12 protein-coding genes and 1 pseudogene are annotated in these 14,976 nt (G+C 65.4%); 7 read left to right on the top strand and 6 right to left on the bottom strand.

Going from position 1 to position 14,976, the window contains the following annotated elements:
* Both VN047_RS22100 and VN047_RS22105 read right to left on the bottom strand, forming a co-directional pair.
* Positions 1-1,556, bottom strand: a pseudogene (locus VN047_RS22100) (hypothetical protein); the annotation flags it as partial.
* A gap of 126 nt (positions 1,557-1,682) precedes the next feature.
* Positions 1,683-2,318, bottom strand: a complete 636-nt coding sequence (locus VN047_RS22105) for a DUF4126 domain-containing protein (protein WP_325546541.1) — start codon at positions 2,316-2,318, stop codon at positions 1,683-1,685.
* Positions 2,319-2,435: 117 nt separating this feature from the next.
* Here VN047_RS22105 and VN047_RS22110 point away from each other — a divergent pair, with 117 nt between their 5' ends.
* Both VN047_RS22110 and VN047_RS22115 read left to right on the top strand, forming a co-directional pair.
* Positions 2,436-3,233: an NUDIX hydrolase gene (locus tag VN047_RS22110; RefSeq protein ID WP_325546543.1), complete on the top strand. Its 798-nt coding sequence runs from the start codon at positions 2,436-2,438 to the stop codon at positions 3,231-3,233.
* 172 nt (positions 3,234-3,405) lie between these two features.
* Positions 3,406-3,639 carry a hypothetical protein gene (locus VN047_RS22115; RefSeq protein ID WP_325546545.1) on the top strand — a complete coding sequence of 78 codons (234 nt, stop codon included), beginning with the start codon at positions 3,406-3,408 and terminating at the stop codon, positions 3,637-3,639.
* 162 nt (positions 3,640-3,801) lie between these two features.
* On the opposite strand, the gene VN047_RS22120 is transcribed toward VN047_RS22115, so the two are convergent.
* Positions 3,802-4,656: a carbon-nitrogen hydrolase family protein gene (locus tag VN047_RS22120; RefSeq protein ID WP_325546547.1), complete on the bottom strand. Its 855-nt coding sequence runs from the start codon at positions 4,654-4,656 to the stop codon at positions 3,802-3,804.
* A gap of 88 nt (positions 4,657-4,744) precedes the next feature.
* Between VN047_RS22120 and VN047_RS22125 the strand changes: the two genes are divergently transcribed.
* A complete protein-coding gene (locus VN047_RS22125) occupies positions 4,745-7,681 on the top strand; it encodes a M16 family metallopeptidase (protein WP_325546549.1) in 2,937 nt (978 codons plus the stop codon).
* A 6-nt stretch (positions 7,682-7,687) separates the two neighbouring features.
* On the opposite strand, the gene VN047_RS22130 is transcribed toward VN047_RS22125, so the two are convergent.
* Together VN047_RS22130 and VN047_RS22135 are read right to left on the bottom strand one after the other, a co-directional pair.
* Positions 7,688-9,469 (bottom strand): cation:proton antiporter, encoded by a 1,782-nt coding sequence (locus VN047_RS22130; RefSeq protein ID WP_325546551.1) that lies wholly within the window; start codon positions 9,467-9,469, stop codon positions 7,688-7,690.
* 66 nt (positions 9,470-9,535) lie between these two features.
* Positions 9,536-10,750: an NADP-dependent isocitrate dehydrogenase gene (locus VN047_RS22135; protein WP_325546553.1), complete on the bottom strand. Its 1,215-nt coding sequence runs from the start codon at positions 10,748-10,750 to the stop codon at positions 9,536-9,538.
* A 138-nt stretch (positions 10,751-10,888) separates the two neighbouring features.
* Between VN047_RS22135 and VN047_RS22140 the strand changes: the two genes are divergently transcribed.
* Together VN047_RS22140 and VN047_RS22145 are read left to right on the top strand one after the other, a co-directional pair.
* Positions 10,889-11,623 carry a phosphatidylserine decarboxylase gene (locus tag VN047_RS22140; RefSeq protein ID WP_325546555.1) on the top strand — a complete coding sequence of 245 codons (735 nt, stop codon included), beginning with the start codon at positions 10,889-10,891 and terminating at the stop codon, positions 11,621-11,623.
* 1 nt (position 11,624) lies between these two features.
* Positions 11,625-12,398: a phosphatidylcholine/phosphatidylserine synthase gene (locus tag VN047_RS22145; RefSeq protein WP_325546557.1), complete on the top strand. Its 774-nt coding sequence runs from the start codon at positions 11,625-11,627 to the stop codon at positions 12,396-12,398.
* Here VN047_RS22145 and VN047_RS22150 read toward each other — a convergent pair.
* Positions 12,382-12,642, bottom strand: coding sequence for a hypothetical protein (locus VN047_RS22150; protein ID WP_325546558.1), 261 nt, complete (start codon positions 12,640-12,642; stop codon positions 12,382-12,384). The two genes, VN047_RS22145 and VN047_RS22150, sit on opposite strands and share 17 nt — an antisense overlap.
* A gap of 312 nt (positions 12,643-12,954) precedes the next feature.
* Here VN047_RS22150 and rpsB point away from each other — a divergent pair, with 312 nt between their 5' ends.
* Positions 12,955-13,812, top strand: a complete 858-nt coding sequence (gene rpsB / locus VN047_RS22155) for a 30S ribosomal protein S2 (RefSeq protein ID WP_325546560.1) — start codon at positions 12,955-12,957, stop codon at positions 13,810-13,812.
* Between the two features lie 136 nt (positions 13,813-13,948).
* Positions 13,949-14,875, top strand: a complete 927-nt coding sequence (gene tsf, locus VN047_RS22160; RefSeq protein ID WP_325546562.1) for a translation elongation factor Ts — start codon at positions 13,949-13,951, stop codon at positions 14,873-14,875.
* Positions 14,876-14,976 lie beyond the last annotated feature (101 nt).

Genomic DNA, 14,976 nt, shown 5'->3' on the forward strand with positions numbered 1-14,976 from the left:
GGCGCGGGCTCGGGCGGCGGCGTGGGCGTCGGTGCGGGGGGCGGGGTCACCAGCGTCGAGCGAAGATACCAGTTATCGGTCGTTCCCGCCGAAACGCCGCCCTTGAACAGATAATATTCGAACGCCCCCACCGCGACACGGTGATTGAGCGCAAAGGCGCCGCTCGCGGTTGTCGCGCCGTTGATCGCCTCGACAACCATGATGCCGTTCTGCGTCGTGCGGGCCCCGGTGCCGCCGGCATTCAGCACGGTGATGCCAGTCGATCCCGTGGCCGCACCGCCATCGATCACCAGCTTGTCCGAAAGCGACGCGTCGTTGCCGAGCACGGTGTCGATCAGCAGCAGCCCGCCGTCGCCGACATAATCGCCACGCACGGTAAAGCTGTCGCCGGGACCGGCGCTGCCATTGGTCAGGTCGATCCGGCCGGCGTTGACCAGCGTCGCGCGCTGGCCGGCGGTAAAGGCGGCAATGCCGCCGTCGCTGCCGCCGCCGAAGATGGTGCTCGACGCATCGAGCATGAAGCGGCCCGTTCCGGTGCCGGCGTCGCCCAGCGTCAGAAAGCCGTCGAAGGTCAGTTCGCTGTCGTTGGTCGCGTCGATGTTTTCCCAGCCGTCGAAGCGCGCGATGCCACCTGTCGTCACATTGTCGAAGACGAGCGCATCGATCCCGGCACCGCCGGTGATGCGCGGCGATGCACCCAGATGGGCGTTCGTGAGGTTGGCGAGCCGCGCCGTATCGTCATCGCCGCCCATATCGATCATACCGTGGACGACGCCGCCGCCATCCCAGACGACGCTGTCGGTTCCGACGCTCATCAATATGTCGCCGCCGACCGATCCGCCGGTGATGGTGACGCTGTCGGTGCCGCCCGACACGCTGATGTTGCCGCCGATCGTGCCGCCCGACAGGATGATGGTGTCGTTGCCGAAACCGGTGACGAGATTGCGGTCGATCGTGCCGCCCGACATGTCGAAAAGATTGTCGGCGAGCTTCATGTTGACGCGCCCGATGCGGCCGCCGGTCATCGTCGCGATGTCGCCGTCGTCGAACGCATCGACGATGCGCCCTCCGGACATGAAGAAGGTGTCGAGCGCGCCGCCCTGGTTGAGGACGTTGATCTCGCCGCCCGTCATGCGGAAGTCGTCGATGCCTTCGCCTTGCTGCACGGTGCCGCTCACCGTGCCTGCGCTGATTTCGAAGCGGTCGCCGCCATTGCCCTGATCGACCGATCCGGTGATCTGGCCCGACCCGATCACGACAATGTCGGCGCCCGACCCGAACGTCACATTGCCCGCGATGGTCCCGGTTCCGCCGGCCGGCAGGTCGAGCCGGTTGTTGCCGCCCGGATCATTCAGGCCGCCCGCCGAGGTTCCGCTCCCGCAGACGTGGGCATCGTCGCCGGCCGTCGGCGTGAAGACACATTGGGCCAGCGCCGGAGATGCGTGGCTCAGCGGCGACGCCAGCGCGGTGAAAAGCAACAGGCGCCCGCGTCGCGAAGCGAAGAAACGATCGTTGCGGCTGGTGCGAGGGATCGGCGAAAACGCGTTGCAGACCATATGGCTTCCCCTTTTTGAAACGGGTGCCGCCTGGTCCCCATTTCCCCGTAACAACAGGAAAACAGCGCGGATATTGCCGGGCCTATAATCTATTTGTTGCCAAATTGCCAATAAGGTCGGGCGATTTCAGAGAGGTGGTGCCTTGGGTGCTTCCGGCGGAGCATCGCCGAGCGCCTTTTTCAGCGTTGCCTTGATGTTGCGCAGCAGGCGTCGAAGCGCGATGATGACGACAACCGCTGCGACCGCGAGCAGGATCGCGATGACGATCGCCAGCGGCGGATAGGCGATGGCGAGCGCAAGCAGGCCGCCCGTCGCAACATCCTCGCCGGTCGACACCGCCGCATTGCTGAATGGTTCGGGGCTGACGTTGACGACTGCGCGCGTCGTGGCTTTGGCACCATGGCTGAGCAATGCGCCGCCGCCGCCCAGCAGAAACGCGATGACCTGCCACGCCGGGTCGGACGAATCGACCAGCGCGAGTGCAAGCAACGCGCCGCCGAGCGGGCGAATGATGCTGTGGATCGTATCCCAGATGGAATCGACCCATGCGATCTTGTCGGCGAGGAACTCGGCGAGCGTGCCGACTGCCGCGACCCCCAGCACCCAGGGGTTCGCAAGCACCTGTAGCGCCGCGAGATGCTCCGGCAGTGGCAGCCAGCCGAAATGCATCGCGGTACCGGTCGCCAATATGGTGAGGTAGAGCCGCCAGCCGGCCAGCAGGCTAAGGCTGCCGGCAACACCCAAAATCTCGACGATTCCCAATGCCCTGCTCCCCGTTTCCCGCCAGATACCTTGCCCGACGCCGTGCATCTTGCACCTGCTGGCGCTGGCCCGCAATGCCAAGATGACAAGGCCGCGCAGCGCGGTTACGCTTGCCGGATGACCAATGCCGTTCCGCCCTCCAAACCGGCTGAAATCTTGCCCGACGGCGCGATTCCCGCCGCAACGCTCGTCATCATGCGTCCGGCGGACAGCGGCGGACCCGACGAGATATTGATGGTCAAGCGCGCGACGACGATGGCCTTTGCCGCCGGTGCCGTGGTCTTCCCGGGCGGCCGCGTCGATCCCGACGATTATCTTGTGGCACAGCGGCATGGCCTCGGCGCCGATGAGGCCGACGGCGCGGCGCGGGTGGCGGCGTTGCGCGAGACGCTCGAGGAAACGGGCCTCGCCGTCGGTTGGCCGTCGCTTGCAGAAAAGGAAGTGGCAGAGGTGCGGCGGGCGTTGCTCGCCGGAACGCTGTTATCGGGCATATTGGCCGCGCGCGCCGACCGACTCGCACTGGAATCGCTGGTGCCCTTCGCGCGCTGGTGCCCCAATTTCAAGGAATCGCGGACTTTCGACACACGATTCTATGCGGTCGAGGCGCCGGCGCATGGTCACGAACTGACGGTCGAAGAGGCCGAGCACAGCCATATCTTCTGGGCGAGCGCGCGGGACACGCTGATGATGGCCGACCGCGGCGACGTATCGGTGATTTTTCCGACCCGCCGAAATCTCGAGCGACTGGCACAAGCTTCGGATTTTTCAGGGTTTTCTGTACATTCTGGCCAGTTTCCGATCGAACTGATCACCCCATGGATCGAAGACCGCGGCGGGCAGAGCCATCTGTGCATTCCGGAGCATCTGGGATATCCCGTTACCAGCGAATCCTTCGAGCGCGTCCGACGCGCATAAGGCTGCCCGAGCCAGTTACTTTCTCCCTATTTAGCAATTTACTAAGAATTGGCGGGCTAGGGCAAATCGTCGTTGCATTTGCTGGCCACCATCCGTAAGAGGGCCATGCAGAAGCAGACCGGGGGATGTCCTCTGGTGTGATTCGACAAGACTAATCCAGTGGACGGAGAATATGATGAACCTGCTTAAGAAAGCTGCGATCTCTCTCGCGGCAACCTCGATGATTGCGGCTCCTGTTGCAGCGTCGGCTGCTCCTGCCGCTGCCGCCGTTTCGACCGTTGATGGCCAGAGCGAACTCGAAGGCAGCACGAGCTGGATCATCGCTGTCCTCGCTCTCGTTGCGATCGTCGGTGGCATCATCATCGCGTCGGACAACAACGACGACAATCCGACCAGCCCGGGCTGATCTGGATTATCATCCGATAAACCGAAGGGCTCCGAGCTTCGCTCGGGGCCCTTTGTGCATTTGGATGATGCGCATTTGGCGAAGGGGTTTTCGTGGCTTCGCATTGGCCCCGTGCCGGAGCGACAAGCTGCAGGCAAATGGCGCGCGTCAACGCGCGCCGCTTCAAAAGTCGATATTGCGGTTCGCGCGTGACCGGTCGAGCGGTATCGCTTGTCGCGCGCTGTTCGCCGCGCCGCCGGTGATCGGCACCAACGTCAGCGTATAGTCGCCGCCTTCCATATCCCCGCCCGCGTCGGCCAGAACGACGCCCCACGGATCGACCGCCAGGCTGTGGCCATAGGTCTGCCGGCCGTCGTCGTGCTGACCGCATTGTGCGGCCGCCAGCACGTGACAGCCGGTTTCGATCGCCCGCGCGCGCATCAGCACATGCCAATGCGCTTCGCCCGTCGATACGGTGAAGGCGGCGGGAATCGCGATCAGCGTCGCGCCGCGGTCCACCAGCGCCCGATAGAGTTCGGGAAAACGCAGGTCGTAACAGATGCTGAGGCCCAGTTGCCCCAGTGGCGTCGCGACGACCACAATCATGTCCCCGCCGGCATAGGCTGCCGATTCCTGCCAGTTCTCGCCCGATGGCAGCGTGACGTCGAACATGTGGATCTTGTCGTAGCGTGCGCGGATGTCGCCGTCGGCAGCGATGACGTGGCTGCGGTTGACGCGCCGTTTGCCGTCGTCGGCGAGCAGCGCGATCGACCCCGTGTGCAGCCATATTCGATGTTTCTGTGCGAGACCCTGCAATGCGGAGAGCCAGGCGTTGTCGGTCTCGCGCGCGATGTGCGCGGCCGACCGCGCGCGGTCGCGGTCGATCAGCAGCGACATCTCGGGCAGGAAGGCCATGACCGCACCGCCGGCCGCCGCCTCGGCCATCGCGCGGTCGATCGTCCCGAGGTTGGTTGCGGGATCGATTCCGCTGGTCATCTGTACGAGCGCGGCGAGGGGGGGCGTCGGGAGGGCGTTCATCGCATCTGGCTAGTCGTCCGGCGCGCCAAGGACAAGCGGCGGCGACAGTTCAGTGGCCAGCAAGGTTCGAAGGCGATAAGACGGGCCAATGACGATTTCTCCCGCGCGCTTGCCGCTTCGTTTTGCCCGTTTGTTTCTTTTTGCCGGCGCTGCCGCGCTGCTGACGACCCCGCTTGCAGCCGGCGCGCAGGTCGCGGCACCGCAGGCGACCGCCCAAAGTCAGGCGAAGAACAGCGACTGGCTCTATGTTGGCAGCGACATTCCGCGCGATACCGCGTGGCAGTTCGGCGTACTTCCGAACGGCGTGCGCTACGCCGTGCGCAACAATGGCGTACCGCCGGGGCAGGTATCGATCCGCGTGCGGATGGACGTCGGGTCGATGTTCGAGACCGAACAGGAACGCGGCTATGCCCATTTGCTCGAACATCTGACCTTCCGCGGGTCGGAACATATTCCCGACGGCGAAGCGAAGCGGATCTGGCAGCGCTTCGGGGTCACGTTCGGCAGCGATTCGAACGCGCAGACGACGCCGACCCAGACCGTTTACCAGCTGGATCTGCCGAGCGTCACCGCCGCCAACCTCGACGAGAGCATGAAATTGCTGTCGGGCATGGTACGCGAACCGCGGATTTCGGAGCTCGCCGTCGCGGCCGAACGCGGCGTCGTGATGTCCGAGCTACGCGAAGGCGACGGCCCGCAAAAGCGGATCGGCGACGCGACCAACGCGCATCTGTTCGCCGGCCAGCTGCTCGGCGACCGTTCGCCGATCGGCACGACCGCATCGCTGGGCAAGGCCGACGCGACGACGGTCGCCGCCTTTCATGGTCGCTGGTACCGCCCTGACCGCGCCGTGGTGGTCATGGTCGGCGACGGTGATCCCGCCGAATTCGCGCGGCTGATCGAAAAATATTATGGTGACTGGCGCGCCGACGGCCCGAACCCGCCGCAACCCGATTTCGGCAAGCCCGATCCCAAGAAGCCCGCGGCGCTGGAAATCGTCGAGGCGAACCAGCCGCTCGCGCTGACGCTCGCGATGGTGCGCCCGTGGCAGAAACGGGTCGATACGATCGAAAACACGCGGCGGCTCTATCTCGAATACATCGCGCAGGCGCTGGTCAACCGCCGGCTGGAAAACCGCGCGCGCACCGGTGGCAGCTATCTGGTCGCGACCGTCGAACAGCAATATGTCAGCCGCAGCGCCGACGTGACGATGGCGTCGATCGTTCCGCTCTCTGACTGGAAGGCGGCGCTATCCGACGTGCGCGGGGTGATCGCCGATGCGGTGACGAACCCGCCGTCGCAGGCAGATATCGATCGCGAAGCGAACGAGATCGATGCGTTTCTGCGCAAGGAACTCGAAAATGCGCGCAACGAAGCCGGCGCGCGCCTTGCCGACGACATGGTACGCGCGGTCGACATCAACGAAACGGTGACCAGCCCGCAGGGGCAGGTCGACCTGTTCGCCGCGATCCGCGCCTCCGCCACGCCCAGGGTGATGCTCGACATCAGCAAGGCGATCTTTGCCGCGCCGGTGACGCGCGTCGTGCTGACCACTCCGACCGCCGCAGGCGGAAACGCCGCGGTGCTCGCCGCGCTGAAGGCGCCGGTGACCGCACGTGACGACCGGCTGGCGACGGTGAAGGCCGACTTCAAGCAGCTTCCCGCCCTGGGCAAGCCGGGCACGATCACCGCCGCCACCAGCGTCCTTGGCCTTCGCGTCGAGCGGCTCGAACTCGCGAACGGCGTGACCGCGCTGGTGTCGGACAACAAGGTCGAGCCCGGCAAGGTCCGCGTCAACGTCCGTTTCGGCGCCGGCAATCGCAGCGTGGCGGCCGATGCGCCGAACCTGCTGTGGACCGGCGACTATGCGCTGGTCGCAAGCGGGATCGGTCCGTGGGGTCAGAACGAGATCGACCAGCTGACCAACGGGCGCCAGATCCAGATGAACTTTGCGATCGACGACGACGCTTTCGAACTGTCCGCCGAAAGCAATCCCGCCGATCTCGCCGACCAGATGCGGCTGATTGCCGGAAAACTGGCGCAACCGCGCTGGGACCCCGCGCCGGTCGACCGGCTGCGTATCGGTTTTCTCACCGGATATGACCTCAACGACGCGACGCCGAACGCGGTGCTCGACCGCAATCTGCGCGGCTGGCTGACGAACGACGACGCGCGCTGGGCCGCGCCCGACAAGGCGCAGATCGAGGCGCTGACCCCCGCCGCCTTCCGCGCCTTCTGGGAACCGCGGCTCGCCAGCGGACCGATCGAGGTGCAGATTTTCGGCGATCTCGAAACGGTCGACTACAAGAAGATTCTCGCCGATACGCTCGGCGCGCTGCCGCCGCGCACGGCGTTGGCGCCTCCCGGCGGGCAGCGCGTCGATTTCGCGAAGCATGTGACGGTGCCCGAAATCGCCTACCATCGCGGCGAGCAGGGGCAGGCGGCGGCGATGACCGCATGGCCGACCGGCGGCGGCCTCGCCAACCCGCGCGATGCGCGCGGGCTCGAAGTGCTGGCGGCGATCTTCAACGACCGGTTGTTCGATCGCCTTCGCGCCGAACAGGGGGCGAGCTATGGTCCGGTGGTCGACAGCCACTGGCCGACGGGTTTCGACAGCGGCGGTTATCTGCTGGTGGGCAGTCTGCTCGCGCCGAAGGATCTCGACCGTTTCTATGGCATTGCCCGCGAGATCGCCGCCGACCTCGTCGCAAAGCCGGTCACCGCCGATGAACTGGCGCGCAACGCGGGACCGATCCGCGAACAGGTTGCGCGGGCGTCGACGGGCAACGTCTACTGGATGTTCCTGCTCGAAGGTGCGACCCGCGACCCGCGGGTCGCCGCCGCCGCGTTGTCGATCCAGGATGATATTTCGGCTATCACCGCCACCGACGTCCAGCGGCTCGCGCAGCAATATCTTGACCCCGAACGCCAATGGTCGCTCGCGATCCTGCCCAAGGGGATGACGCTCGCCGATGCCGCGGCGCTGGGGGCTGCATCCGCACCGCCGGCCGCGGGCGGGCGCTAGGTCACCCTAGAAGGCCTCGCTCCCCGGCGTGCGGCGCGTCCTGCGGATGCGCGGCTCATGTTCCAGCTGGCCCTTGGTCATGATGTCGTGGCGCATCTTCGCGCGCACGTCGTGGATCGACGCGATCACCGGCCCCATCGCGACGCCCAGATCGATCAGCACCGCTTCGGCGAGCTGCAGCGAGCTTTCGAGCGTTTCGGGCACCGCGTCGCTCGCGCCCGCCTGATAAAGCGCGCCGGCATGGTCGGCATCGCGCGCGCGGCTGATGATCGGCAGGTCGGGATATTTCTGGCGAAGCTGGCGCGTCATGCGCAGTTGCTGCACCGGGTCGTCCATCGTCAGCACGATCGCCTGCGCATGTTCGATGCCCAGCTTGTCGAGGCTGCCCGGTCGCGCGACGTCGGCGAAGCGCACGCTGAAACCGTCGCGCCGCGCCGCCGCGACGGTATCGATATCGGCGTCGACCGCCACATAGGGGCGATCATGTTCGCGCAGCAGCTCGGCGACGGTGTGGCCGACGCGGCCGAAACCGACGATGACGGTGCGGCCTTCGGGTGTCTCTTCGCCTTGCGCGTCGCCGGTGCGCATCTCGATCCGCCGTGCGATGTCATGGCCCACCCGCGCGAGCAGTGGCGTGATCGTCAGGCCGATCGCGGTGACCAGCTGCCAGAACTCGGCGGTGCTGCGGCTGATCAGCTGCGCCTGCAAGGCGGTGGTGAGGACGATGAGGGTGGTTTCCGACGGGCTCGCCATCAGCAGCCCGACCTCGGCAGCCGTACCGCGCCGCGCGGCGCCTGAAAAACGCAGCAGCGCGGCGGTAACAAGCGCCTTGACGACGACGACACCGACGACCGCCGCGATGAGCTGGGGCCATTGCGCCGCGATCGTCTTGAGGTTCAGCCCCATGCCGACGCTGATCAGGAAGACGCCGAGTGCGAGGCCCTTGAACGGCGCGGTGATCGCCTCGACCTCGCCATGATATTCGGTCTCGGCGATCATCAGCCCCGCGAGCAGCGCGCCGACGATCGGCGACAGGCCGACGGCCGCCGTCGCCAGCGCCGCAACGATGACGACGAGCAGGCTGGCGGCAAGGAACAGCTCGGGATCCTTGGCACGTGCCGCCTGCGCGAAGATTTTGGGCAGCAGGAACCAGCCGCCGATCGCGAGCGCCGCGACGACGAGCGCGCCTTGCCACAATGTCGTGAGCAGCAGTTCGGCGCTGTCGCCCGATGCAGCGGGCGACAGGGCGGCGAGGACGAAGATGATCGGGACGAGCGCCAGATCCTCGAACAACAGCATCGAAAAGGAGGCGCGTCCGACGGCGGATTTGGTGCCGGCGATCGGCAGCACCAGCGCCGTCGATGACAGCGCGAGCGCGATGCCGAGGCCATAGGCGGCGGGGGTCGAAAGATTGCCGAGGAACAACAAGGCGGTGCCGAGGATCGCGCCCGCGATGAAAAGCTCGGCCGCGCCGATCCCGAACACGAGCTTCCTGAGCTGCCACAGCCGGCGGAACGACAGTTCGAGCCCGATCGAGAAGAGCAGCAATATGATCCCGAACTCGCCGAAAAGCGCGATATCCTCGGTCGAGGCGATCGTGACATGTTTCAGCCAGGGAAAGTCGGCGGCGAGCGCGCCGAGCCCGGACGGCCCGACCAGCAGGCCGACGAGGATGAAGCCGATGACGGGCGAAATCCGGAAGCGCGCAAAGGCGGGGATAACGATTCCCGCCGCGCCGAGCACCACCAGCGCGTTGCCGATGGCGGAGGTTTCTGTTTCGGATACCATAAGGGCCGACCTTATGCAGGCCGGCCCCGATTGGCTAGATGGCTATCCCAACCTTTTTGGTTGTTTTCAGCTGCCCATCTTCTTGTCGAGATTTTCGACGATTGCCTCGAAAAAGCCTTCGGTGGTCAGCCAGTTCTGGTCGGGACCGATCAGCAGCGCGAGATCCTTCGTCATCTTGCCGCTTTCGACGGTCGCGACGCAGACCTTTTCGAGGTCGTCGGCGAACTTCACCACCTCGGGCGTGCCGTCGAGCTTGCCGCGGTGCTTGAGGCCACCGGTCCAGGCAAAGATCGACGCGATCGGGTTGGTCGAGGTCGCCTTGCCCTGCTGGTGCATGCGGTAGTGGCGCGTGACGGTGCCGTGCGCGGCTTCGGATTCGACCGTCTGGCCATCGGGGGTCATCAGCACGCTCGTCATCAGGCCGAGCGAACCGAAGCCCTGTGCGACGGTATCCGACTGGACGTCGCCGTCGTAATTCTTGCAGGCCCAGACGAACTTGCCCGACCACTTGAGCGCCGAGGCGACCATGTCGTCGATCAGGCGGTGTTCGTAGACGATACCGAGCGCGTCGAACTGCGCCTTGAATTCGGCCTGGAACACTTCCTCGAACAGATCCTTGAAACGGCCGTCATAGGCCTTGAGGATCGTGTTCTTGGTCGACAGATACACCGGCCATTCGCGGGCGAGGCCATAGTTCAGGCTGGCGCGTGCGAAGTCGCGGATCGAATCGTCGAGATTGTACATCCCCATCGCGACGCCCGAGGTGGGAAACTGGAACACTTCCTCGTCGATGACGGTGCCGTCCTCGCCCTCGAACACCAGGCGCAGCTTGCCGGGTCCCGGGACGCGAAAGTCGGTCGCCTTGTACTGGTCGCCGAACGCGTGACGGCCGACGACGATCGGGTCGGTCCAGCCGGGGACGAGGCGCGGGACATTCTTCATCACGATCGGCTCGCGGAAGACGACGCCGCCCAGGATGTTGCGGATCGTGCCGTTCGGCGACTTCCACATCTTCTTGAGGCCGAATTCCTCGACACGGGCTTCGTCGGGGGTGATCGTCGCGCATTTCACGCCGACGCCATGCTTCTTGATTGCGTTCGCGGCTTCGACGGTGATCTTGTCGTCGGTGCGGTCGCGTTCCTCGATGCCGAGGTCGTAATAATGAAGGTCGACGTCGAGATAGGGGAGGATCAGTCGCTCGCGGATCCACTGCCAGATGATCCGGGTCATTTCGTCGCCATCGAGTTCGACGACCGGGTTGGCTACCTTGATCTTGCCCATGCTTTCAGCCTTTTTCCTTGGGGAGTCGGAGTTGCAGCGGGCCTTAGGCAAAGCGGCGCGATTGATCAACCGCCGTGGTGGAACTGTACGCGCGCCTTATCCATTGTCAGTGCGAGGGGCGCACCCTAGAAGAACGCCATGTCGAATATCATCTCATCGAACCGCCCCGGCGGCGGTATCAAATGGCAGTGGCCCTCGATTCATCCCGAAGGCCGCAAGTTCCTCCTGATCGCCGGGATCGTCACCCTTTGCTTCTGGCTGCTCGGCTGGGAGATCGTCGGCTGGCTGATGCTGGGCGTGACCGTCTGGGTCGCGGCCTTCTTCCGCGACCCGGTGCGCGTAACGCCGGCTGGTGGCGATGTGATCATCGCCCCCGCCGACGGCCTCGTCACCCAGATCGCCGAAGTGCCGCCGCCGCCCGAGATCGCCGGCCCCGACGGGCTTGGCGCCGCGCCGATGCTGCGCGTATCGATTTTCATGAGCGTTTTCGACGTCCACATCAACCGCACGCCCGTTGCAGGCACGCTGCGCAAGCTCGTCTATATCCCCGGCAAGTTCGTGAATGCCGACCTCGACAAGGCGAGCGAGGAGAATGAGCGCCAGCATTTCGTCGTCGAACGCGCCGATGGCATCCGCATCGGCTTTACCCAGATCGCCGGGCTTGTCGCGCGCCGCATCATGCCCTTCGTCAGCATGGGGGGCGAACTGACCACCGGCCAGCGCGTCGGCCTCATTCGCTTCGGCAGCCGCGTCGATGTCTATCTGCCCGCGGGAACGACGCCGCAGGTGCTGCTCGGTCAGCGGACGCTCGCCGGCGAGACGGTCGTCGCGCGCATCGGCACCGCCGAGGCGATCGAAGGCGTCGGGCAGTAAGGTGGCCGACGACGCGGAGACGCTCGCGGATGCCGAACGGCGTCGCATTGGCGGGGTCCCGCTGCGCGCTTTCGCGCCCAATGCGATTACGCTTCTTGCGCTCTGTTCGGGGCTGACCGGCGTCCGTTTTGCGATCGGCGGCGAATGGGCTGCGGCTGTTACAATGATCATCGTCGCCGGGGTGCTCGACGGCATGGACGGTCGTATAGCCCGGTTGCTGCGCGCGCAGAGCAAATTCGGTGCCGAGCTCGATTCGCTGTCCGACGTGATTGCTTTCGGCGTCGCGCCGGCAATGATCCTCTTTCTCTGGTCGCTGGCGGATGCGCCCAAATTCGGCTGGACGGCAGCGCTCGCGCTCGCCGTGTGCTGCGCGCTGCGCCTCGCGCGCTTCAATTCGCGCATGGATGCCGATTTCCAGCCGCACAAGTCGGCGGGCTTCAATACCGGTATTCCCGCACCGGCGGGGGCGGGCCTGTCGTTCGTCCCCGTCTACCTGTGGCTGACGACAGGCGATGATCTGTTTCGTGAATGGTATGTCGTGATGCCGTGGGCGCTCGGCGTCGCGATGCTGATGATTTCGGCGATCCCTACCTACAGCTGGTCCTCGATCCGCCTTCGCCGTTCGTGGCGCTTGTTCGCCCTGGCGGGTGTCGGCCTAATGGGTGCTGCACTCGTCACTGCGCCCTGGCTGACCCTGCTCGCCGTCTGCGCGCTCTATGCCGCGACGCTTCCGTTCGGTCTCGCGAGCTATGCGAAGGTCAGGCGGCGCGGCTAAGCTGCGGCTGCATGCGAACTGCTGCGCGGAGCGGGCGAGGAGTGTCGCGGCGCGCCGGCGAACGGCGCAGCGTCACCTTCTGCGGAACGGGGCCGGGCTGGGGCGCGGTGTCGGCAGGGAAGGCGCCGTCGCCGATCAGCGCCGAGAGAATCGCATTCTCGTTATTCCGGAGCATGGCCAGGATCACCGTGACGCCGAGACCGGCGGCGAGGGTGAAGAGGAGAGCGGCTGCGACCTGAACCATGATCTTGTCCTTCCGGCTTCGATGTGCGAAACCATTTATTAACCAGCGACGGTTTCGTTGGACTTTTTGTTCCATGTTCCTGTTTTGTTCTCAACCTTTTTGCGACGAACGGAGTCGGTTTGTCGCCGAGTTGAGTCGGTCATATCGTTTCGATCGAGACCGGAATGGCTGCTTCCCCCTTGCTTTTTGCGGTCAAGGCGGCTAACGGCCCGCCCATTCCACATGGAAGGCGCACATAAACCGGTGCCGGATCATCCGCCCAGCGGATCCCGGTTCTTGCTTTCCAGAGGACCAACCGGAAGGAGAAAGACTATGGCGGCACCTGTCGTCACGATGCAGAATCTTATCGAAGCGGGCGCCCACTTCGGCCACCAGACCCACCGCTGGAACCCGCGCATGAAGCCGTACATCTTCGGTGCGCGCAACGGCATCCATATCCTCGACCTGTCGCAGACCGTGCCGCTCTTCGCGCGCGCGCTCGACTTCATTGCCTCGACCTCGGCCGCCGGCGGCAAGGTGCTGTTCGTCGGCACCAAGCGCCAGGCGCAGGGACCGATCGCCGATGCGGCCCGCGCTTCGGGCCAGCATTTCGTCAACCATCGCTGGCTGGGCGGCATGCTCACCAACTGGAAGACGATCTCGAACTCGATCAAGCGCCTCAAGGCGCTCGAAGAGCAGCTTTCGGGCGACACCTCGGGTCTCACCAAGAAGGAAGTGCTCAATCGCACCCGCGAACGCGACAAGCTGGAACTCAGCCTCGGCGGCATCCGCGACATGGGCGGCATTCCCGACGTGATGTTTGTGATCGACGCGAACAAGGAAGAGCTGGCGATCAAGGAAGCCAACGTTCTTGGCATCCCCGTCGTCGCGATCCTCGATTCGAACGTTTCGCCCGACGGCATCGCGTTCCCGGTTCCGGCGAACGATGACGCCGCCCGCGCCATTCGCCTCTACTGCGATGCGGTGGCCCAGGCGGCGACCCGTGGCGGCCAGCAGGCCCGTGCGAACCGCGGCGAAGATCTCGGCGCGGCTGTCGAGCCTGCTGCCGAAGCCGTGCTGACCGAAGAAGCAGCCGCTCCGGTTGCCGAAGAAGCCGCTGCTCCGGTGACCGAGGACGAACAGGTCCCGGCCGAAGCCGCCGCCGAAACCGAACGTCAGAGCGACGCATAATCGCTTCGGGCATGACGGGGCGGCGTGCCGCGACAGCGCGGGCGCCGTCCCTGTCATCCCTCTGACTTATCGCCCCGCCATGCGCGCGGGCGTCACGCGGGCCAAGCGGGCTCGCCGCTTTTGAAAGGAATATTCCATGGCTGAAATTACGGCCGCTCTCGTCAAGGAACTGCGCGACCGCACGGGCGCAGGCATGATGGATTGCAAAAAGGCGCTCGCCGAAAACAACGGTGACATCGAAGCGTCGATCGACTGGCTGCGTACCAAGGGTCTCGCCGCCGCCGCCAAGAAGGCCGGCCGCGTCGCTGCCGAAGGCCTCGTCGGAGTTTCGACGGAGGGCACCAAGGGTGCGCTGGTCGAGGTGAACAGCGAAACCGACTTCGTCGCGAAGAACGAGCAGTTCCAGGGCTTCGTCCGCGACGTCACGCAGGTCGCGCTCGCCGGCAACATCACCGACATCGACGCGCTGAACGCCGCCGCCTATCCCACGGGCGGCAGCGTCGCCGAACAGCTGACGCAGAATATCGCGACGATCGGCGAAAACCAGTCGCTGCGCCGCTCGGCCATCGTTTCGGTCAATTCGGGCGTCGTCACGGGCTATGTCCACAACGCCGCCGCGCCGGGCATGGGCAAGATCGGCGTGCTTGTCGCGCTCGAATCGACCGCCGGCGCCGACGTTCTTGAACCGCTCGGCAAGCAGCTGGCGATGCACGTTGCCGCCGCGAACCCGCTGGCGCTGAACGGCGACGATCTCGACGCCGATCTGGTTGCCCGCGAACGCGCGATCGCCGAGGAAAAGGCGGCCCAGTCGGGCAAGCCCGCCGAAATCGTCGGCAAGATGGTCGATGGCGCGATCGCCAAGTACCGCAAGGAAAACGCGCTGCTGTCGCAGCTCTTCGTGATGGACGGCAAGACCCCGGTCGCCGAAGTCGTCGCCGCCGCCGGCAAGGATGTCGGCGCGACGATCACGCTCAAGGGCTTCGTCCGCTTCCAGCTCGGCGAAGGCATCGAGAAGGAAGAAAGCGACTTCGCGGCGGAAGTCGCGGCGGCCGCCGGCGTCTGACAAAGGAAAATCCGGATTGCCGCGCTCGTCGCGGTAGTCCGCTTGGCAATGGCGCGTGCCCGCTCTAGGGTGCGCGCCATTCGCTTATTCATCGATTACAC

The organism is Sphingopyxis sp., from assembly GCF_035565275.1.
Lineage (GTDB): Bacteria > Pseudomonadota > Alphaproteobacteria > Sphingomonadales > Sphingomonadaceae > Sphingopyxis.